This window comes from Escherichia sp. GZ89 (assembly GCF_019366485.1).
Lineage (GTDB): Bacteria > Pseudomonadota > Gammaproteobacteria > Enterobacterales > Enterobacteriaceae > Escherichia > Escherichia fergusonii.
Genome location: NZ_JAEOHX010000015.1, coordinates 1 through 21336, shown reverse-complemented (window position 1 = coordinate 21336; position 21336 = coordinate 1). Strand labels below are relative to the sequence as shown.

Below are 21336 nucleotides of genomic sequence, written 5' to 3'. Positions count from 1 at the left end.
TTTATCAACGCTAAATCGAAAGCAGGGTTAAGAGGAACCAAAATGTCTGAACGAGAAGCACAGGGTGCCAATGAGGCAATTGATCTTAATGATGAACTGAGAAATCGTCGCGAAAAACTGGCGGCGCTGCGTCAACAAGGCGTAGCTTTTCCAAATGATTTTCGCCGCGACTCTACCTCTGACCAGCTGCACGCTGAATATGATGAAAAGGATAATCAGGAACTTGAATCCTTAAACATTGAAGTTTCGGTTGCTGGTCGAATGATGACCCGTCGCATCATGGGGAAAGCTTCCTTTGTAACGTTGCAGGATGTCGGAGGACGTATTCAACTGTACGTTGCGCGGGATAGCCTGCCAGAAGGTGTTTATAACGATCAGTTTAAAAAATGGGATCTGGGGGACATTATCGGTGCCCGCGGTACGCTGTTTAAGACGCAAACCGGTGAACTTTCCATTCACTGTACTGAGTTACGTCTGCTGACTAAGGCACTGCGTCCATTGCCGGATAAATTCCATGGTCTGCAAGACCAGGAAGTACGTTATCGCCAGCGTTATCTGGATCTGATCGCGAACGATAAATCACGCCAAACTTTTGTCGTACGCTCAAAAATTCTGGCGGCTATCCGCAAATTCATGGTCGCCCGTGGGTTTATGGAAGTAGAAACCCCGATGATGCAGGTCATCCCGGGTGGGGCATCTGCTCGTCCGTTTATTACCCATCACAATGCCCTTGATTTGGATATGTACCTGCGTATTGCGCCGGAGCTGTATCTGAAACGTCTGGTTGTTGGTGGTTTTGAACGGGTATTCGAAATCAACCGTAACTTCCGTAATGAAGGTATTTCTGTTCGCCATAATCCAGAGTTCACGATGATGGAGCTCTACATGGCGTATGCGGATTATCACGATTTGATTGAGCTTACGGAGTCGCTGTTCCGTACCCTGGCACAGGATGTACTGGGTACCACTAAAGTCACTTATGGTGAGCATGTGTTTGATTTTGGCAAACCGTTTGAAAAACTCACCATGCGCGAGGCAATTAAAAAATATCGCCCGGAAACCGATATGGCCGACCTGGATGATTTTGATGCCGCTAAAGCATTAGCTGAATCTATCGGTATTACGGTAGAGAAAAGCTGGGGGCTGGGGCGTATCGTCACGGAGATCTTTGACGAAGTGGCAGAAGCACATCTGATTCAGCCAACCTTTATTACGGAGTATCCGGCAGAAGTATCGCCGCTGGCACGCCGTAATGATGTTAACCCGGAAATTACCGACCGTTTTGAATTCTTCATCGGTGGTCGTGAAATCGGTAATGGTTTTAGCGAATTAAATGACGCAGAAGATCAGGCCGAACGTTTCCAGGAACAGGTTAATGCTAAGGCCGCAGGTGATGACGAAGCCATGTTCTACGACGAAGATTACGTTACTGCGCTGGAATATGGTCTGCCGCCAACCGCGGGCCTGGGGATTGGTATCGACCGAATGATTATGCTGTTTACTAACAGTCATACTATTCGCGACGTTATTCTTTTCCCGGCAATGCGCCCACAGAAATAATCGTCCTTTCTTAATATAAGAAAAAGATAATGCCGCTTCGCTTTGGTGGAGCGGCTTTTTTTTGTAGCAGGAAGGGCAACTCGTACTTTCAAATATGGCGGAGAGGGGGGGGATTGACTCGCTTCGCTCGCCCTGCGGGCAGCCCACTCACTGCGTTCGCGGTCTGTCCAACTGTCTGCGCCAGTTGTCGAACCCCGGTCGGGGCTTCTCATCCCCCCTGGCGTGCAATATGCGAAAAAAAAGCTCGCACTTTCGTACGAGCTCTTTCTTAAATATGGCGGTGAGGGGGGGATTCGAACCCCCGATACGTTGCCGTATACACACTTTCCAGGCGTGCTCCTTCAGCCACTCGGACACCTCACCAAATTTTCTCTCCAGCATCGCTGGAACGGGCGCTAATTTAGGGAAATCAGCGCTTAAGGTCAACAAACTTTTTTTAAAAATCGATCGTTTAGACAATTTTCAATCAAAAAGTTTGTTTATCAATCAGTTATTGCTTTTTTTGCCACCGGCAGTGAATTTGTTATGCTGATGGCTCTAAATAATTATGACAATAAGTGCGAGTAAGTTTTGCACAACAACCCTCAGGAGTGAGTTATGGATATCCTTTTTTATCACCCAACGTTCGACACCACATGGTGGATTAATGCCCTGAGAGAGGCGTTGCCTGAGGCAAAAGTGCGTGAGTGGAAATGCGGCGATCACGATCCAGCTGATTATGCGCTGGTCTGGCATCCGCCCGTTGAGATGCTGGCTGGGCGAACACTGAAGGCTGTGTTTGCTCTCGGTGCCGGTGTCGATTCGATTTTGAGTAAGTTACAGGCGCATCCTGAAATGTTAGCCCCCTCCGTCCCACTGTTTCGACTCGAAGATACCGGGATGGGCGAGCAGATGCAGGAATATGCCGTAAGCCAGGTGTTGCACTGGTTTCGTCGATTTGATGATTATCAGGCACTGAAGAATGAATCTCGTTGGGAACCCCTGCCAGAATATCGCAAGGAAGATTTTAGTATCGGGATCATGGGCGCAGGTGTGCTGGGCAGTAAAGTAGCAGAAAGCCTGAAAGTCTGGGGATTCCCGCTACGTTGCTGGAGTCGTAGCCGAAAATCCTGGCCAGGCGTCGAAAGTTTTGCCGGGAAAGAGGAGTTGGGCGCTTTTCTGCGTAAGACGCGAGTATTAATTAACCTGTTACCCAACACGCCAGAAACCGTCGGTATTATTAATCTGCATTTGCTCAACCAACTGCAGGACAATGCATACCTGCTTAACCTCGCGCGGGGTGTACATGTTGTCGAAGATGACCTGCTGATTGCCCTGAATAACGGCAAACTGAAAGGTGCGATGCTGGATGTTTTTAGTCGGGAACCTCTGCCAGCCGAAAGCCCGTTGTGGAAACATCCGCGCGTGGCGATGACACCACATGTCGCAGCAGTAACACGTCCGGCTGAAGCTGTGGCGTATATTTCAAAAACGATTAACCGTCTTGAGAAAGGTGAACCTGTTACCGGTCAAGTTGATCGTATCCGTGGCTACTGATGACAACCCGGTGAAAGCCGGGTTTCAACTAATAAACACCTGCGATTCCTGCTATCCTTGTCGCAAAATGACTACCGGAGAGAACTATGTATCCCGTCGATTTGCATATGCACACTGTTGCCAGTACTCATGCATATAGCACTATGAGCGATTATATTGCGCAAGCCAAACGCAAAGGCATTAAGTTATTTGCCATTACTGACCACGGCCCTGATATGGCCGATGCTCCACATCACTGGCATTTTATTAATATGCGAATTTGGCCTCGTATCGTTGATGGAGTAGGGATCTTGCGTGGCATTGAGGCCAATATCAAAAATACCGAAGGTGAAATTGACTGCTTTGGTCAGATGTATGATTCTCTGGACCTGATTATTGCAGGCTTCCATGAGCCTGTGTTCGCACCTCATGATAAAGCCACCAATACCCAGGCGATGATTGCCACCATTGCCAGTGGCAACGTGCATATTATTAGCCATCCCGGCAATCCCAAATATCCTATCGATATCATGGCAGTTGCCGAGGCGGCAGCTAAACACCAGGTTGCGCTGGAGATCAATAACTCCTCATTTATACACTCGCGTAAAGGTAGTGAAGATAATTGTCGGGCAGTAGCTGCGGCAGTCCGTGATGCAGGTGGCTGGATCGCTCTGGGATCTGACTCGCACACCGCCTATACCCTTGGCGAGTTTGATGAAGCGCTTAAAATTATCGAAGCGGTAGATTTTCCTGAGGATCGTATCCTCAACGTTTCGCCTGCACGTATGTTGGGATTCCTTGAATCTCGCGGTATGACGCCAATTGCTGAATTTGCTGAACTTTAATTACTGGTTACTGGAATATATTGATGAACGAGTTTTCTATCCTGTGTCGTGTTCTTGGCTCACTTTACTATCGTCAACCGCAGGATCCGTTGCTGGTACCGCTGTTTAACCTGATTCGGGAAGGTAAACTGGCAGCCAGTTGGCCGCTGGAGCAGGATGAGTTGCTGGCGCGTTTACAAAAAAGCTGCGATATGACGCAACTGGCTGCTGATTATAATGCGCTGTTTGTCGGGGATGAGTGCGCTGTTTCGCCATATCGTAGTGCCTGGGTCGAAGGTGCTACAGAGGCTGAAGTGCGTGCATTCCTTTCCGGGCGCGGAATGCCGCTGGCAGATACCCCTGCTGATCATATCGGTACACTGCTACTTGCTGCATCCTGGCTGGAAGATCACTCAACAGAAGATGAAAGCGAAACACTGGAAACACTGTTTGCGCAATATATTTTGCCGTGGTGCGGTACTTTCCTCGGAAAAGTGGAAGCACACGCAACTACGCCGTTCTGGCGGACGATGGCTCCACTTACGCGTGATGCCATTGGTGCGATGTGGGACGAACTGGAAGAAGAAATCGAAGAGTAAATGTGATCTAAATCACTATGCAATGCAACATGAGTGTTGCATTGCATAAAATGTGTGCGCGATCTCATTTGTTGCGCACTTTTCTGCTATCATGCGCCGCATGAACATACTTATCTCAATTGCAATAACAACTGGCATTCTCTCCGGTATTTGGGGATGGGTGGCAGTTTCGTTGGGTCTGCTAAGCTGGGCGGGTTTTCTGGGCTGTACAGCCTATTTTGCCTGTCCGCAAGGAGGCCTGAAGGGGCTGGCGATCTCTGCATGTACGCTGTTAAGTGGAGTGGTGTGGGCGCTGGTAATCATTCATGGTAGTTCGCTGGCACCACAGCTGGAAATAGTCAGTTATGTGCTGACCGGTATTGTGGCATTCCTGATGTGTGTGCAGGCTAAACAGCTACTGCTTTCTTTTGTACCAGGCACCTTTATTGGCGCATGTGCCACGTTCGCCGGGCAGGGCGACTGGAAATTGGTGCTGCCATCTCTGGCCCTGGGGTTGGTGTTTGGATACGCAATGAAAAATAGTGGATTGTGGTTAGCGGCTCGCCGTGAAAAAAATATCTCCCAGGCTGTAACACCAAAATAAAAGCGTGCGGGGTAACCGCACGCTTTTATACATCACATCAGGATTCTGGGGGAACAGACATATGACGGTATTTCACCAGAATGTCGTTTTGTCTGTCGGCTTTATTTTGTAAATCCCACAAACCACGATCAATACCATCGTTAATCAGGAAGATAACACCTGTTTCAATGGCTGACATCAGGCACAGCATCACAGGTTCGTTAGAGGTATAGCCAATTTCCCCTTCCAGTAACCGCTGGTAGTCGATAAAGCGGAATACACCTGCCTGTACTTCATAAGACAGAATGGTTTTACTGGTATTCACGGATGACAAAATCTCCCCCGTGCTGACATTGACGACGCGCAGGTTCACTGCAATTTGGTCGAGTTGATACTGCGTATCTGCGCCAATACCGAAATACCTGGCCCCCACACCACCAGATTTCACGTTGCTTTCATAGCCGATAATTGAGCCTTCAACCATGATATTCGCCGCTGTCAGTGACTGGAGCGGAATGCGGTTATTTACCGCCACTGTTCCGTTTTCCTGAGCTGCACGAATAATTTTGCGTTCATTCAGCAGGTTTTGCAGGCCCTGGCGCTCCAGCGGCACAAACCAGCGTGAATCTTTTAGTGCCGTAACCAGCATCGCGGTGGCGCTTTGCGGAACAGCGGTAGAGAAGTTACTGGCCGGGTAGGGTTTAAACTGCCCGGTTTCGTCCTGAATATTGTAAACCGAAACAAAGATCTTACCTGTTGGCGAAGGCAAATGCGTTAAGTCCTTATAACTCTGCGCCCGCGGCATTAATGTCGGCTTTGCCCCTTCTTTTGGCGGCGCGGTTAAGCATCCGCTCAATAAAATAACGGCCACTAAAACAAATAAGCGCTGCATGATGTTGGTCCTTACGTTGCTGTGGCTTAAAAATCGGTAGAGTTTGTTTGCAAACCAGAGACTTCAATAGTTGATGTTTTGCCAGTTTTTCTGTCCGTAATGTTTAATTGCAATTGGCCATCACGGTTAGCAATATCAACAATAAAATCACTGGTGACCAGTCTGCCTGGTTTGCCGGTATTTATATTGGTCAGTAAGCCGCCTAATATTTGCGACTGGATCGCCTGGGTAAAGTTATCCAGTGCTGAGGGCGTTTCTATACCAAAATCGTCGTCATAGCTGGGATCTTTATAGGAGTTTTGTGCCTGGGCACTATTCAATAAAAAAGCACCATTATTGGGATTACCGCCAAAGTTAGGATTACGGAACTGGAATGTCATATTTCCGGCCCAACTGAGTGGCGAAATAAGCATAAGCAGTACTACCGCATGTTGGACACGCATTATAGCCTCCGGACTGATTAGTATTAAAATTCATCGTGCGCCAAATCACCGGTGCCTAACAGCGCCTGATCTATTTGCCGACGTTTTAACGCTTCTTCGGTTTGCAGCAGCGCAAAGACTACCGTTTTTTCAAAATCACGTTTCATGGGGAATAAAAAAGTCTGGAAGATAACGTCCTGATTAACCGTTATCGTTATCCAGCTTCCCCACCGCGCGCTGGGTCTTTCATTAATGGATAAGTTTCCTGTGTACTCACTTTCCCATTTATCACTAAAGGCGCGATAAAAATCATGGCCAATTGAGGACACGGTATGGTCAGTTAATAATCCAGGAACCTCTACTTCAACGGCGTGAAGGTTACCGGCAGCAAACATAAGTTGTGCTGCTAACATCCAGTTTAAATAGCGCTTCATGGCTCTATCGCCTGAGGTTATCGTTTGCCCATGAGACAGCTTGAGTACGGTTTTTAACAGATATCTTCTTGAAAAGATTATAAAGATGTGTCTTGACCGTATTTTCACTGATAAACAGAGAACGCGCGATCTCATTGTTGGAGGCGCCGATACGCAGTTTATTAAGGATCTCTTTTTCCCGATGAGTGAGTAATGCTGATTCCGTGCTGTTGTAACGATAATTACCAGAATGGGTAATCAGGTAGCTGGCCAGTTTTTGCGAGAAATAACACTCACCACGCAAAACGCCATGTAATCCATTTACCACGCATTCCTGATCTTCTGCTGCGTAAAAAACACCATTGATGTGCGGCCAGTTTTCAATTTCCCGATAGGGATAGTCGTCAGGAGTATTTAACAATAACGTTTTGATATTGTTATTCTTCCGACTTAAGTTGTCCTGCCAGTAGTGAATCAGTTTTCTGTCTGCTTCCATCATATCAAGTAAAACAATACAACTGGAGGATATATCGTCCAGAGACCGCTGAATATTATGCAGTTTTCCAGGTATCGCCAGTGATTGCTTTAAATGCTGCAGTAATGCCGTTGCCTGCAGAGATGGTTTGGTAATCAATAACAGTGTATGTGTATGAATACTATGGTCTTCACTGAACATGATGAAACCCCACTTTTTTATTTGTCACACATCCAACAGCTGCCTCTTGAAAAAAAAGGCACCAGAAGTACTGAAAGATGTGGCACTGCTGTGTGTAGAATAAATACTACTTAAATAAGTAAAATATAAAACTAATGAACTACATCTGATTTCAATCTAGTCATTACAAATCTTAAAGCAAGCGTTAAACTTGTAACAAAATGTAATTCTATATATTTAAATGTTAATCTTAAGCTTTTCTTAAGTTCGAATTTAATAGAAAAGTTGTACATCTGATAGTTGTTGTACAGATTTAAAAAATCATACAAATATATGTAACTAATTGATATTTAGATATATTAATATTATTTGATGAAGTTTTCTGTCCTGGTGAATTACTGGAAATTTATCTTCCTGCTTCTGGACAAATTTTTGCGACAAAAAGACGAGGTTTGTCACGTCATGCTCGAGCACTCATCAAAAAATGCCTTGCAGACATGGAAAATAGCCATAAAAATATTTTTAACTAAATTGTGAAACGATAAATATCACAATCATTTATAAGCAAATAAAAGCCATGTCTGGCAGCATGATTATGCGTTAATTAATACTTTGGTGTGACAAAGGTAATAAAAATACAACTGGCGGGTGAGTTATTAAAAATGTTTCCGCAGACATACTCTTCATCGTAACTCGGCGTTAACAAAAAACGATTCGGGTTAACATAAAGTGGAACTTAAATGTATGTCCAGGTCCAGGGTGACAACATGAAAAACAAATTGTTATTTATGATGTTTACAATACTGGGTGCGCCTGGGATTGCAACCGCAACTGATATGGCTAACTCAGAATATAATTTTGCGGTTAATGAATTAAGCAAGTCTTCATTAAATCAGGCAGCCATTATTGGTCAATATGGTACTGACCACAGTGCACAAATACGCCAGGGAGGCTCAAAACTTTTATCGGTTATTTCTCAAGAAGGTGGAAGTAATCGGGCGAAGATTGACCAATCAGGAGATTATAACCTTGCTTATATTGATCAGTCAGGCAGTGCGAACGATGCCAGTATTTCGCAAGGTTCATATGGTAATACAGCGATAATTCTCCAGAAAGGTTCTGGGAATAAAGCAAATATTACGCAGTATGGTACTCAAAAAACGGCAATTGTAGTGCAGAGACAGTCGAATATGGCTATTCGCGTGACACAACGTTAATACCTTAGCGACTATTAAATCAATCCGATGGGGGTTTAAGATGAAACTTTTCAAAGTAGCAGCAATTGCAGCAATCGTGTTCTCTGGTAGCGTTTTGGCTGGTACTGTTCCTCAGTTTGGCGGCGGTGGCGGTCATAACCCGGGTAATGGTAATAACAACGGCCCGAATTCAGAACTGAACATTTATCAGTACGGTGGCGGTAACTCTGCTGTTGCCTTGCAAACTGATGCTAAAAACTCTGATCTGACAATCACTCAACACGGCGGCGGTAACGGTGCTGACGTTGGACAAGGTTCTGATGACAGCTCAATCGATCTGCTGCAGCGTGGCTTTGGTAACAGTGCTACTCTGGACCAGTGGAACAGCAAAGATTCTATTATGAAAGTTAAACAATACGGTGGTGGCAACGGCGCCGCTGTTGACCAGACTGCTTCTAACTCTCAAGTAAATGTTACCCAGGTTGGCTTTGGCAACAACGCTACTGCCCATCAGTACTAATACATAATCTGTATTACAGAAAACAGGGCGGAAGCCCTGTTTTTTTTCGGGGGTATACAATGAACACACTCTTATTACTGGCGGCACTTTCCAGTCAAATTACGTTTAATGCCCAGCAACAGGGGGATATTTACACTATTATTCCTCAGGTCACACTCACAGAGTCTTGTGTATGCCAGATAAAAATAATGTCATTACGCCAGGGAAGTGGTGGGCAAAGTCAAACTCAGCAACAACAAACACGCTCAATACCGGCCAATCAGCCAATTGATTTAACGACGCTTAAGCTAAATATTTCACCTGAAGACACAGTTAAAATAGTTGTTACTGTTTCTGACGGAAAATCACTGCATTTATCACAACAATGGCCGTCCTCTGCAAGTTCTTCATAACCGGAGAATTTATTCTTTGCTGACTGGCAGGAAATGCAGACCGCTGTCATAACTATTGTGACCCTTTTCGCGCAAAACTCGCACTTAAGGATGAGTCCTTATTAAGGATGCATTTATGTTGGCAAAACATCATTTGAGAATCTGTCTGGCTACCATAGCTATTATCTCTTACCCGGTACTGGCAGGCAGTAATGTTACTGGTGGTGTGATCCAGTTTCGTGGACAAGTCGTCGAACCACCCTGTGATTCATCTGTTGATAATCAGCATGTGGTTATGAGTTGTCTACAAAACGGTCAGATCAAAACATCACGTTTTACTCTCCAGCAACTCACTAAAACATCACCGCAACTGGCAGCGACAGCAAATGTAAATATGCATTATCTTGATAAAGACAAAAAATTGGCAATTATGACTATCGAATATCGTTAGCACTGGCGTGAGGATTATCTTAACAGCGAATAAAAACTGCGATTTTAGCTAAAACCCTGCTGTACACTTACAAGACAAGTTGCAAGGAGGAGTTATGAAATCGCGAATTCATGTATTGCAGGGCGACATTACCCAGCTCGCAGTTGATGTGATAGTTAATGCTGCGAACTCATCATTAATGGGCGGCGGTGGGGTCGATGGTGCGATTCATCGTGCTGCGGGGCCGGAACTCCTCGAAGCCTGCCAGAAAGTTCGCCGCCAACAAGGGGAATGTCCCACGGGTCATGCGGTGATTACTATTGCCGGAAATCTTCCTGCCAGGGCGGTGATTCATACTGTAGGCCCTGTGTGGCGTGATGGTGAGCACAACGAGGATCAATTATTACATGATGCCTATCTGAACAGCCTGAAGCTGGCGCAAGCCAATGGCTATAAGTCAATCGCCTTTCCTGCCATTAGTACCGGGGTATATGGATTTCCACGAGCAGCTGCGGCAGAAATTGCTGTAAAAACAGTTTCAGATTTTATAACCCGTCACGCCTTACCGGAGCAGATATACTTTGTCTGTTATGATGAAGAAAACGCCCGCCTTTATAACAGACTCCTTACCCAACAAGGAGATGAGTGATTTGCCCCGTCTGGCACTAGCGGTAGAACCGTTGTGCGCACAACATCCGGGGCAGTGTGGATTGCTGCCCCTTGATGATAGCCTGGATGCTTTTGCTGCCCGTTATCGATTGACCGAAATGGCAGAGCGTACCCTGGATGTGCAGTATTACATCTGGCAGGACGATATGTCTGGTCGTTTGCTATTTGCAGCGCTCCTTGCTGCGGCGAAACGTGGAGTGCATGTGCGCTTGCTGCTGGATGATAATAATACACCTGGTCTTGATGACACCTTGCGGCTGTTGGATAGCCATCCGAATATTGAGATTCGGTTGTTCAATCCTTTTTCTTTTCGCCTCTTGCGCCCATTGGGCTATTTGACGGATTTCGCCCGTCTTAATCGCCGGATGCACAATAAAAGTTTTACTGTTGATGGTGTTGTCACGTTGGTGGGTGGGCGCAATATTGGCGATGCGTATTTCGGTGCAGGGGAAGAACCTCTGTTTTCGGATCTTGATGTGCTGGCTGTTGGCCCAGTAGTCAGCGATGTGGCAGATGATTTTGAACGTTACTGGCATTGTGGATCTGTCGCTTCGTTGCAACAGGTGCTCTCGCTTTCTGAGCAAGAGATCTCAGAACGGATTGTTGTACCAGACTCCTGGCAAAACGATCCGATGGCTCAGCGCTATATGCATATACTGGAAACCAGTCAGTTTATGACTCATCTTTATAATCGCTCATTGCCACTGATTTGGGCAAAAACACGTTTGTTAAGTGATGATCCGGCAAAAGGTGAGGGCAAAGCGCAACGACATTCTCTGTTGCCGCAACGTTTGTTTGATGTAATGGGCTCGCCCGCCGAGCGCGTGGATATCATATCCTCCTATTTTGTCCCTACTCGTGCCGGTGTTGCGCAGTTACTCAGGCTGGTGCGAAAAGGGGTGAAAATCGCCATCCTGACTAATTCACTTGCCGCCAATGATGTGGCAGTGGTGCACTCAGGTTATGCCCGCTGGCGTAAGAAACTGTTGCGTTATGGAGTGGAGTTATATGAGCTAAAACCAACTCGTGAGCAACCGAGCGTTATTCGTGATCGCGGAATTACCGGTAACTCTGGTGCCAGTTTGCATGCCAAAACTTTCAGTATAGATAGTAAAACAGTATTTATCGGTTCGTTTAATTTTGATCCTCGCTCAATACAACTTAATACGGAAATGGGATTTGTCATTGAAAGCGAAGCTTTGGCTTCGCTGATTCACAAGCGCTTTTTACAAAGTTTGCATGATGCTGCCTGGCAGTTGCGCCTGGATAAATGGGGGCGAATTAACTGGATCGAGCACCAACAAGACAGGGATGTTGTGCTAAAAAAAGAACCCGCGACCACATTGTGGAAACGGGCTCTGGTGAAACTGGCGAGGCTTTTGCCGGTTGAATGGTTATTGTGACCTGTACTTAGCGTGCCACCGCATTATTATTGTCACGCTTCATTGCTGGTTTGCCGGAGAATAAAAACTTCAACAGTGGGATGCGCAAATGAATTTCGTACAAAATAATGGCAATACCCACCACAAAAATCATCCCGCTAATGAATCCTAACCAGTTTGAGCTGATATGGGGTGTGATATAAGCACCAAAAAATAGCGTTAATGGATGGTGAACTAAATAGATGAACAGTGAGGCATTGACGAAATAAGTCACCCGCGCTGACTGAAAGTTTAATAAACGATGACCAAGAGAAAAGACCACATTGACCATCCACAGGCCCATAACCATGGTGATCACCGATTCAGTTTCATACATCCACGCATCACCACTGCCATATTGTTGGTTTAAGCGATAAGCAACAAATGCCAGCGCTGCGGCAATTGTGCAACCTTTCGATGGCGTGGTGAATAATGCTTTAAGTTTGGGATAAATAAACGCCAACGCGCCCAGAATAAAAAAAGGCATATAAAACAGCGTTTGCATGACAATAAAATTGAACATCCCGTCGCTGAGAATTGGCGGGTAAACAAGAAAAATAAGCCGACGAATCGCCGCATAACCAATGCCGAGTAACAAAAAAATGAGTGATAGCTTACTCATTGAACACCACCCTGGCGTGCTATCAGGTCGATCCTCCAGGCTTTTTCTGATACGGCCAAAAATCCACACACTAAGTGATGTCATCACCACCAGAACTAACAGAAACCAGAGGTGGGAAATTAATTCCCAGGCCAGCGTGTTATATTTTTCATATAACGACAACGTATGCCACGTTTCCGCTTTACCTTTTACATATTGCAACATAACAAATTGCGGTAAGGTTAACAAAGGTATAGCGGTTAACATCGGAATACCGACACGTTCTACGCGAACTTTCCACCAGCGTCTAATGGGATAGCGTAAAAATAACATGTACGAAAAATAGCCCGATATAACGAAAAACACCTGCATACGAAATGAATGGATAAAGTCGTTAAACAGTGTCAACAGCCAGGATGGTTGAGCGCTATTTACATGCCAGGTGTGCCCTGAATAAATCAGGGAAATATGAAAAGGGATCCCTAACAACATCAGCCAGGCGCGGATGGAGTCGAGAAAATATTCACGCTGTGTGGGTACTGGATTCATAGATGATTATGGTATCTCGGACTATTCGTCTTATCCGTAAGCAGGATAATGGTTACATTGCGGTGGCAACCCTACACGAACTCTGGCGATCTGTCTCCAGGATAATTACACAAAGACGCCAGGGGGTCCGAAAGGTGCTTAATCCATGAGCCAGCACGCTGAACGTTGCCGGGATTCAGTTGTCGTAATGCCTGCTTATCCATTAAAATAGATCGGATCGATATAAGCACACAAAGGGGGAAGTGCTTAGAAATTATGAAACATAAACTACAAATGATGAAAATGCGTTGGTTGAGTGCTGCAGTAATGTTAACCCTGTATACGTCGTCAAGCTGGGCGTTCAGTATTGATGATGTGGCGAAGCAAGCTCAATCCTTAGCCGGGAAAGGCTATGAGGCGCCGAAAAGCAACTTGCCCTCCGTCTTCCGCGATATGAAATATGCGGACTATCAGCAGATCCAGTTTAACAGTGACAAAGCATACTGGAGCAACCTGAAGACTCCATTCAAGCTCGAGTTCTACCATCAGGGGATGTACTTCGACACGCCTGTTAAAATAAACGAAGTTACCGCAACTACGGTTAAACGCATTAAATATAGCCCTGATTACTTCAATTTTGGCGATGTTAAGCATGATAAAGACACCGTAAAAGATCTTGGTTTTGCTGGTTTTAAAGTGCTTTATCCGATCAATAGCAAAGATAAAAACGATGAAATTCTCAGCATGCTCGGCGCCAGCTACTTCCGTGTGATCGGCGCAGGTCAGGTCTATGGTCTTTCTGCTCGTGGGCTGGCAATAGATACAGCATTACCATCAGGTGAAGAATTTCCCCGCTTTCGCGAGTTTTGGATCGAACGTCCAAAACCGACCGACAAACGCTTAACCATTTACGCATTACTTGATTCCCCTCGTGCTACGGGTGCTTATCGTTTTGTGGTAATGCCAGGCCGTGACACGGTAGTAGACGTGCAGTCAAAAGTTTATCTGCGCGACAAAGTAGGCAAACTGGGTGTTGCGCCATTGACCAGTATGTTCCTGTTTGGTCCGAACCAGCCTTCTCCGGCAACCAACTATCGCCCGGAATTACATGACTCAAATGGCTTGTCAATTCATGCTGGCAATGGTGAATGGATTTGGCGTCCGCTGAATAATCCGAAACATCTTGCTATCAGCAGTTATGCGATGGAAAACCCGCAGGGATTTGGCTTACTGCAACGTGGGCGCGATTTCTCTCGCTTCGAAGATCTGGATGATCGTTACGATCTGCGTCCAAGCGCCTGGGTCACTCCAAAAGGTGAATGGGGTAAAGGCAAAGTAGAGTTGGTGGAAATTCCAACCAATGATGAAACGAACGACAACATCGTGGCTTACTGGACTCCTGACCAGTTGCCGGAACCGGGTAAAGAGATGAATTTCAAGTACACCATCACCTTTAGCCGCGATGAAGACAAACTCCATGCACCGGATAACGCCTGGGTGCAGCAAACCCGTCGCTCCACGGGGGATGTCAAGCAATCGAACCTGATTCGTCAGCCTGACGGAACTATCGCATTTGTGGTGGACTTTACGGGCACAGAGATGAAAAAACTGCCTCAGGATACTCCAGTTACGGCGCAAACCAGTATTGGCGATAACGGTGAGATTGTTGAAAGTTCTGTGCGTTATAACCCGGCCATCAAGGGCTGGCGTCTTACCATGCGTGTAAAAGTAAAAGATGCCAAGAAACCTACTGAGATGCGTGCAGCGCTGGCCACTGCCGATAAAACGCTGAGTGAAACCTGGAGCTACCAGTTACCTGCCAATGAATAAGACAACTGAGTACATTGACGCGATGCCGCTTTCGGATATCGAAAAAGCGGCATTGCCGAAAACTGATATCCGCGCTGTACATCAGGCGCTGGATGCCGAGCATCGCGACTGGCCCCGAGATGATGACTCTCCGCAAGGTTCGGTAAAAGCTCGTCTTGAGCAGGCCTGGCCAGATTCCCTGGCCGATGGTCAATTGATTAAAGATGATGAAGGTCGTGATCAGCTCAATGCTATGCCGAAAGCGAAACGCTCATCAATGTTTCCTGATCCCTGGCGTACAAACCCGGTAGGGCGTTTTTGGGATCGCTTGCGTGGCCGTGATGTTACCCCGCGTTACCTTGCAAGGTTGACCAAAGAGGAGCAGGTCAGCGAGCAGAAGTGGCGTACCGTGGGCACGATTCGTCGCTATATTCTGTTGATCCTGACGCTGGCGCAAACGGTGGTAGCCACCTGGTACATGAAGACAATTCTGCCGTATCAGGGCTGGGCATTCATTAACCCGGCAGATATGCTTGACCAGGATTTGTGGGTCTCCTTTATGCAGCTTCTGCCTTACATGTTGCAAACGGGGATTCTGATCCTTTTTGCTGTCCTCTTTTGCTGGGTTTCGGCAGGCTTCTGGACAGCATTAATGGGCTTTCTGCAACTGCTGATTGGTCGCGATAAATACAGTATTTCTGCATCAACTGTCGGTGATGAACCGTTAAATCCTGAGCATCGTACTGCACTGATCATGCCTATCTGCAACGAAGACGTTAACCGTGTGTTTGCGGGGCTGCGTGCAACATGGGAATCAGTAAAAGCCACAGGCAATGCGAAGCACTTTGATGTGTACATTTTAAGCGATAGTTACAACCCCGATATCTGCGTGGCAGAGCAAAAAGCGTGGATGGAGCTGATCGCTGAAGTGGGTGGCGAAGGACAGATTTTCTATCGCCGCCGCCGCCGCCGTGTGAAGCGTAAGAGCGGTAACATTGATGACTTCTGTCGCCGTTGGGGTAGCCAGTACAGTTATATGGTGGTGCTGGATGCTGACTCCGTGATGACCGGTGATTGTTTGTGTGGTCTGGTACGCCTGATGGAGGCTAACCCGAACGCCGGGATTATTCAGTCATCACCGAAAGCATCCGGGATGGATACGTTGTATGCTCGTTGTCAGCAGTTTGCTACCCGTGTGTATGGGCCGCTCTTTACTGCCGGGTTGCACTTCTGGCAGTTAGGGGAATCGCACTACTGGGGACATAACGCGATTATCCGCGTGAAACCGTTTATCGAGCATTGCGCGCTGGCGCCATTGCCAGGTGAAGGTTCATTTGCAGGTTCAATTCTTTCACATGACTTCGTTGAAGCGGCATTAATGCGCCGTGCCGGATGGGGCGTATGGATTGCATATGACCTTCCTGGTTCTTATGAAGAGTTGCCGCCTAACCTGCTGGATGAACTGAAACGCGACCGCCGCTGGTGTCATGGTAACCTGATGAACTTCCGTCTGTTCCTGGTAAAAGGAATGCACCCGGTACATCGCGCTGTATTCCTGACAGGGGTAATGTCTTATCTCTCCGCGCCGTTGTGGTTTATGTTCCTTGCGCTCTCTACCGCGTTGCAGGTGGTACATGCGCTGACAGAACCACAATACTTCCTCCAGCCGCGTCAGTTGTTCCCGGTCTGGCCACAGTGGCGACCTGAACTGGCAATCGCGTTGTTTGCCTCGACGATGGTGCTGCTGTTCTTGCCAAAACTACTGAGTATTATGCTCATCTGGTGTAAAGGCACCAAAGAGTACGGCGGTTTCTGGCGCGTCACATTATCGTTGCTGCTGGAAGTGCTGTTTTCTGTCCTGCTGGCTCCAGTGCGTATGTTGTTCCATACCGTGTTCGTGGTCAGTGCTTTCCTTGGCTGGGAGGTAGTATGGAATTCGCCGCAACGTGACGATGACTCCACTTCATGGGTGGAAGCGTTTAAACGTCACGGCTCACAGTTGCTGCTTGGATTGGTATGGGCAGTTGGCATGGCGTGGCTGGATTTACGCTTCTTGTTCTGGTTGGCGCCGATTGTCTTCTCGCTGATCCTGTCGCCATTTGTGTCGGTGATCTCCAGTCGTGCAACTGTTGGACTGCGTACCAAACGCTGGAAATTGTTCCTTATCCCGGAAGAGTATTCACCACCGCAGGTGCTGGTAGATACCGATCGCTTCCTTGAGATGAATCGCCAGCGTGCGCTTGAAGATGGCTTTATGCATGCCGTGTTTAACCCGTCGTTTAACGCACTGGCTACAGCAATGGCGACTGCACGTCACCGTGCCAGCAAAGTACTGGAAATTGCTCGTGATCGCCATGTTGAACAGGCGCTCAATGAAACGCCTGAAAAACTCAATCGTGACCGTCGTCTGGTCTTGTTGAGTGATCCAGTGACGATGGCTCGCCTGCATTATCGGGTCTGGAATTCCCCGGAGAAATATTCATCCTGGGTCAATTACTACGAGACACTGACGTTGAATCCTCTGGCATTACGTAAGCCAGATGAAGCTTCTCAGTAACGGCAAAATAGCCTGATGTGCTGTGCTTATCAGGCCTGCAATCTTCCTGCAACGTGTTAAATTTGCATGATTTTGTTGGCCGGATAAGGCATTCATATCGCATCCGACATATACCGGCGTAACGCCGGTATTTTTTACGGAGCAGGTATCCAATGCGTTTCATTGCGGTAAGCATCATGATCACCCTGCTTAGCGGCTGTGGCAGTATTATTAGCCGTACCATTCCGGGGCAGGGGCATGGCAACCAGTATTATCCCGGCGTGCAGTGGGATGTACGTGACTCTGCATGGCGTTATGTCACAATCCTCGACCTGCCGTTCTCACTGGTTTTCGATACCCTCCTGCTTCCGGTTGATATTCATCACGGGCCGTATGAATAATTAACGCTCATCCCATTCATCAGCCGCTGCCCGGCCTTCTTCGGTGTCCAGCGGTGGTTCCAGTTGAAACTCGCCTTCATCCCATTCGTGAAGTGTGTTCTCTTCCTGCCATTCCTGACGGATCTCGATCTCATCATAATCGCCGTCAAAAACACTTTGTGCTGCTTCACCGCTTAGCATAGGCAAACATTCGCCTTCTTCCCCTTCGTCGGCAAAAAACTCAACCTGCCACATGATGTCGCCATCCTGTAGAACATACTTTTGCGCATTGAACTGTTGCACATTCGCTTCTTCGGCTTCGATACCTGGATTATCCGCAAGAAACTCTTCACGTGCAGCGTCAATTGCTTCTTCAAGTGTTGCGTACATGGTCATCACGTTTCTCCCTTTAATTTGATGAGGTTTCAGGGAAAAGAATAGCTGATTCTCCAGTTTTGCAAGTCTGAATGGGTAAAAATCAACCTAATACTTGAGGTTCGCGGCGGCGACGTAAACTATTCCAGGAATAAATTATGTTAAACAGCACGACACATGCAGTGACCAGAAAAACTGCGCGGAAACCATAGTTAGCCGATATCGCGGCCCCCATTAACGGGCCGGTAACGTTACCGATGTCGCGAAATGACTGGTTATAACTGAAAATACGCCCGGCAATTTGGTTAGAGGAGTTATACACCAGCAATGTTTGAACAGCGGGAAGTAATGCACCGTCAGCAGCTCCCAGTAAAAAACGAAGGATGCCGAGTTGCCACGGTGTCTGAACAAACGACATCGGGATCAACAGCAGAACAGAGAAGATCAGCGCAGCAATCAGGATCTTATCCGGCCCGATGCGATCTCCAAGTTTACCAAGACGTGGGGCGCTAAGAAGAGCAGCAACACCAGGTACAGAGGCGATCATGCCGCTGATAAAAGCGATATTGCCGACGTTACCGGCCAGTTCACGGACATAGAGCGTAAGAATGGGGGCGATGGAGCCGGAAGCTATCTGAATAATCATCGTGGTAACAAAAAGACTCAACACCAGCCTGGGATTCTTCAGCGAGAACACGACCTCGCGCACATGCAGCATTTCTTTCTTACTGACGGGCTGAAACTTCTCTTTGATACACAAGAGCGTTACCACGAAGCAGAGCATTAGCACGCTGGCTGTTATAAAAAACACCGGGCGTAAACCGTAGTGATCAGCCAGTAAACCGCCAGCTAAGGGACCAAGTAGTGCGCCACTTACACCACCGGTTGAGAGTGTGCCCAGCGCCCAACCACTTTTGTTGCGGGGCACTTGTGTTGCGATCAACGCATTCGCATTAGGGACAAAGCCACCCAGCAATCCCAGCAGTGCACGCAGGATCAAAAACTGCCAGATATTTTGTGCCATCCCCATTAAAATCATGACGATCCCCATTCCCAGGGCTGAGCGCAATAGCATGATTTTTCGACCTTTACGGTCAGCCAGTCCACCCCAAAACGGTGATGCGATCGCGGAGAAAAGGAAGGTAATGCTGAAGACGATCCCGGACCATAAGTTCAGGGCACTGTGACCAGTGACACCGAGTTCTTCGACATAGAGAGGTAAGAAAGGCATGACCAGACTGAACGCAGCGCCGGTGAGAAAACAGCCCAGCCAGGCAACAATAAGATTTCGTTTCCAGTTTATAGCGTCGTCAGATTCAGAAGGAGACATAGTAATCCACAGTTTGTAAGCAGGGGGTACTTGTATTTACAGGAGAAAAAGGTAAGCACACTAATTATGCGCCTGACATATAGATGCTGCAATGTGGAGAGCTTTTATCGCTAAATTACGGCAGAGCGGTTGTTGCCGGATAAGATGCGGGTTGCATCTTATCCGATTTACGAGGAAATGAATTAATAACGCGAAGGAACACCTTGCGGGCGCGTTTTAAAGCGACGATGCAGCCACATATATTGCTCAGGGGCCATCATGATGCATTTCTCGACGACTTTGTTCATCCACGCAGCGGTCGTTTCGGCATTATCCAGCGGTGGTGAGCATTCTGGTGGCAGCATAATCAGTTCGTACCCCTTACCATCAGGTTTGCGGCGGGGAACGAACGGTACCAGGCAGGCACCTGACATTTTCGCCAGCATCCAGGTGCCAGAGGTGGTGGCGGCTTGTTCTACAGCAAACAGCGGTACAAACACACTGGCCCGTGGACCGTAATCATGATCGGGGGCATACCACACGACTTCCCCCTTTTTGAGCGCCTTGATCATGCCTTTCAGATCCTTACGATCAAGCATCGATTTATTGGAGCGCAAGCGACCCCAGGTTTGTAGCCAGTCGATCAGCGGATTATCATTCGGGCGATAAACACCAATCCCTGGTTCCTGCATACCAAACTGGCGAGCACCAAGTTCAAGTGTTAAAAAATGAATGCCGACCAGTAAGATACCGCGCTTTTGCGCCTGAACTTCACGGATATGCTCCATACCAATCACATCTGTCCAACGCGCAATACGACGGTCTGGCCAGAACCATGCCATTCCGGTTTCCATCAGCCCCATGCCTACGGATTCGAAATTTTTCACGACCATCTCATGGCGCTCTTGCTCACTCATTTCTGGAAAGCAAAGCTCCAGATTGCGATAAGCAATTTGGGCGCGTCGTTTCATAACATGTAACGCCAGACGCCCCATCGCGCAGCCCAGACGATAGATAATCGGGTAGGGTAACTGCACGACCAACCAAAGTGCGCCAATACCCAACCAGGTTAACCAGTAACGTGGATGAAGTAGAGCTGAGGAGAACTTGGGTATATTCGTCATGTCAATCCTGTGTTTGAACCTATAACTGGCAATTCTATGTATTGTTGCACTTTTTCGTCCGTAACTAAAATATACGCTATCAGAATGGGTGAAATTACCACAATTGTAAGCTACTGATTAATTTTAAGATGCAAATGTAGCGTAAAATGTGTGGATGTTACTGTGAAAGAATTGCTATATCATGCGGCCGATTTTACTTCCCATTCAGGAACCGTACACCATGCCAGTGTTACATAACCGCATCTCTAATGACGCGCTGAAAGCCAAAATGCTCGCCGAGAACGAACCGCGTACTACTATTTCGTTCTATAAATATTTCACCATTGCCGATCCACAAACCACGCGTGATGCACTGTACAAATTATTTACTGCGCTGAATGTGTTTGGCCGGGTTTACCTGGCGCATGAAGGGATCAATGCACAAATTAGCGTTCCCGAGAGTCATGTTGATAAGTTTCGCCAACAGTTGTATTCCTTTGATCCGGCATTAAATAATCTGCGTCTTAATATTGCACTGGATGATGATGGGAAATCATTTTGGGTGCTGCGCACTGATGAATCCCCTAATGATTTTGGTAAAAATCATTAAGTTAAGGTGGATACACATCTTGTCATATGATCAAAT

Annotated in this window: 22 protein-coding genes, 1 tRNA gene and 1 pseudogene; 15 read left to right on the top strand and 9 right to left on the bottom strand. The window is 47.1% G+C overall.

Annotated features, from left to right (window positions below):
- The first annotated feature begins 42 nt into the window (after window positions 1–42).
- Window positions 43–1560, top strand: coding sequence for a lysine--tRNA ligase (gene lysS / locus K0335_RS19065; RefSeq protein WP_000003789.1), 1518 nt, complete (start codon window positions 43–45; stop codon window positions 1558–1560).
- A 275-nt stretch (window positions 1561–1835) separates the two neighbouring features.
- Here the strand turns inward: lysS and K0335_RS19060 are convergent.
- Window positions 1836–1923: transfer RNA gene (locus K0335_RS19060), tRNA-Ser, on the bottom strand.
- 234 nt (window positions 1924–2157) lie between these two features.
- On the opposite strand from K0335_RS19060, the gene ghrA reads away from it, so the two are divergent.
- The 4 genes from ghrA (at window position 2158) to K0335_RS19040 (ending at window position 5081) form a co-directional block, all read left to right on the top strand.
- Window positions 2158–3096, top strand: coding sequence for a glyoxylate/hydroxypyruvate reductase GhrA (gene ghrA, locus K0335_RS19055; protein WP_000353197.1), 939 nt, complete (start codon window positions 2158–2160; stop codon window positions 3094–3096).
- A gap of 86 nt (window positions 3097–3182) precedes the next feature.
- Window positions 3183–3920, top strand: a complete 738-nt coding sequence (locus tag K0335_RS19050; RefSeq protein WP_219394007.1) for a phosphatase — start codon at window positions 3183–3185, stop codon at window positions 3918–3920.
- Window positions 3921–3943: 23 nt separating this feature from the next.
- A complete protein-coding gene (locus tag K0335_RS19045; RefSeq protein ID WP_001001886.1) occupies window positions 3944–4498 on the top strand; it encodes a molecular chaperone in 555 nt (184 codons plus the stop codon).
- Between the two features lie 100 nt (window positions 4499–4598).
- A complete protein-coding gene (locus K0335_RS19040) occupies window positions 4599–5081 on the top strand; it encodes a DUF1097 domain-containing protein (RefSeq protein WP_219394005.1) in 483 nt (160 codons plus the stop codon).
- Window positions 5082–5118: 37 nt separating this feature from the next.
- Here the strand turns inward: K0335_RS19040 and csgG are convergent, their stop codons facing one another.
- From csgG to csgD, 4 genes are read right to left on the bottom strand one after another with little or no spacing between them, the layout of a single operon-like run.
- A complete protein-coding gene (gene csgG / locus K0335_RS19035; protein ID WP_001189333.1) occupies window positions 5119–5952 on the bottom strand; it encodes a curli production assembly/transport protein CsgG in 834 nt (277 codons plus the stop codon).
- Between the two features lie 26 nt (window positions 5953–5978).
- Window positions 5979–6395, bottom strand: a complete 417-nt coding sequence (gene csgF / locus K0335_RS19030) for a curli production assembly/transport protein CsgF (protein WP_104920238.1) — start codon at window positions 6393–6395, stop codon at window positions 5979–5981.
- A 23-nt stretch (window positions 6396–6418) separates the two neighbouring features.
- The gene (gene csgE, locus K0335_RS19025; RefSeq protein ID WP_000833257.1) at window positions 6419–6808 is read right to left on the bottom strand and encodes a curli production assembly/transport protein CsgE; all 390 of its coding nucleotides are present in this window, start codon (window positions 6806–6808) and stop codon (window positions 6419–6421) included.
- A gap of 4 nt (window positions 6809–6812) precedes the next feature.
- Window positions 6813–7463 (bottom strand): biofilm master transcriptional regulator CsgD, encoded by a 651-nt coding sequence (csgD, locus tag K0335_RS19020; RefSeq protein ID WP_000490584.1) that lies wholly within the window; start codon window positions 7461–7463, stop codon window positions 6813–6815.
- Between the two features lie 746 nt (window positions 7464–8209).
- On the opposite strand from csgD, the gene csgB reads away from it, so the two are divergent.
- The 6 genes from csgB (at window position 8210) to K0335_RS18990 (ending at window position 12031) form a co-directional block, all read left to right on the top strand.
- A complete protein-coding gene (gene csgB / locus K0335_RS19015) occupies window positions 8210–8659 on the top strand; it encodes a curli minor subunit CsgB (protein WP_024256466.1) in 450 nt (149 codons plus the stop codon).
- A gap of 40 nt (window positions 8660–8699) precedes the next feature.
- A complete protein-coding gene (gene csgA / locus K0335_RS19010) occupies window positions 8700–9158 on the top strand; it encodes a curli major subunit CsgA (protein ID WP_000765273.1) in 459 nt (152 codons plus the stop codon).
- Between the two features lie 59 nt (window positions 9159–9217).
- The gene (gene csgC, locus K0335_RS19005) at window positions 9218–9550 is read left to right on the top strand and encodes a curli assembly chaperone CsgC (RefSeq protein WP_001094297.1); all 333 of its coding nucleotides are present in this window, start codon (window positions 9218–9220) and stop codon (window positions 9548–9550) included.
- Between the two features lie 115 nt (window positions 9551–9665).
- Entirely contained in the window at window positions 9666–9980 is a 315-nt protein-coding gene (locus tag K0335_RS19000; RefSeq protein WP_000879861.1) for a hypothetical protein, read from the top strand.
- A gap of 94 nt (window positions 9981–10074) precedes the next feature.
- Window positions 10075–10608, top strand: a complete 534-nt coding sequence (gene ymdB, locus K0335_RS18995) for an O-acetyl-ADP-ribose deacetylase (RefSeq protein ID WP_000842231.1) — start codon at window positions 10075–10077, stop codon at window positions 10606–10608.
- Window positions 10550–12031, top strand: coding sequence for a phospholipase D family protein (locus K0335_RS18990; protein ID WP_180492020.1), 1482 nt, complete (start codon window positions 10550–10552; stop codon window positions 12029–12031). The genes ymdB and K0335_RS18990 overlap by 59 nt, the downstream gene beginning before the upstream one ends.
- Before the next feature lie 7 nt (window positions 12032–12038).
- On the opposite strand, the gene mdoC is transcribed toward K0335_RS18990, so the two are convergent.
- Complete coding sequence (gene mdoC, locus K0335_RS18985) at window positions 12039–13199, bottom strand: glucans biosynthesis protein MdoC (RefSeq protein WP_001070381.1); 1161 nt, start codon at window positions 13197–13199, stop codon at window positions 12039–12041.
- Window positions 13200–13472: 273 nt separating this feature from the next.
- On the opposite strand from mdoC, the gene mdoG reads away from it, so the two are divergent.
- The 3 genes from mdoG to K0335_RS18970 all read left to right on the top strand — a co-directional run bounded on the left by mdoG (window position 13473) and on the right by K0335_RS18970 (window position 17924).
- Entirely contained in the window at window positions 13473–15008 is a 1536-nt protein-coding gene (gene mdoG, locus K0335_RS18980) for a glucans biosynthesis protein MdoG (protein ID WP_015953466.1), read from the top strand.
- Window positions 15001–17544, top strand: a complete 2544-nt coding sequence (gene mdoH / locus K0335_RS18975) for a glucans biosynthesis glucosyltransferase MdoH (protein ID WP_104917371.1) — start codon at window positions 15001–15003, stop codon at window positions 17542–17544. The genes mdoG and mdoH overlap by 8 nt, the downstream gene beginning before the upstream one ends.
- A 152-nt stretch (window positions 17545–17696) precedes the next feature.
- Window positions 17697–17924, top strand: coding sequence for a YceK/YidQ family lipoprotein (locus K0335_RS18970; RefSeq protein ID WP_001210959.1), 228 nt, complete (start codon window positions 17697–17699; stop codon window positions 17922–17924).
- Here K0335_RS18970 and K0335_RS18965 read toward each other — a convergent pair whose 3' ends face one another.
- The 3 genes from K0335_RS18965 to K0335_RS18955 all read right to left on the bottom strand — a co-directional run bounded on the left by K0335_RS18965 (window position 17925) and on the right by K0335_RS18955 (window position 20711).
- A complete protein-coding gene (locus K0335_RS18965; RefSeq protein ID WP_000180065.1) occupies window positions 17925–18299 on the bottom strand; it encodes a MysB family protein in 375 nt (124 codons plus the stop codon).
- 82 nt (window positions 18300–18381) lie between these two features.
- Entirely contained in the window at window positions 18382–19608 is a 1227-nt protein-coding gene (gene mdtG / locus K0335_RS18960) for a multidrug efflux MFS transporter MdtG (protein ID WP_000075067.1), read from the bottom strand.
- A 182-nt stretch (window positions 19609–19790) separates the two neighbouring features.
- The gene (locus K0335_RS18955) at window positions 19791–20711 is read right to left on the bottom strand and encodes a Kdo(2)-lipid IV(A) acyltransferase (RefSeq protein ID WP_000181884.1); all 921 of its coding nucleotides are present in this window, start codon (window positions 20709–20711) and stop codon (window positions 19791–19793) included.
- 220 nt (window positions 20712–20931) lie between these two features.
- Between K0335_RS18955 and K0335_RS18950 the strand changes: the two are divergent.
- Window positions 20932–21261 (top strand): annotated as a pseudogene (locus tag K0335_RS18950) (hypothetical protein); the annotation flags it as partial.
- Between the last annotated feature and the right edge of the window lie 75 nt (window positions 21262–21336).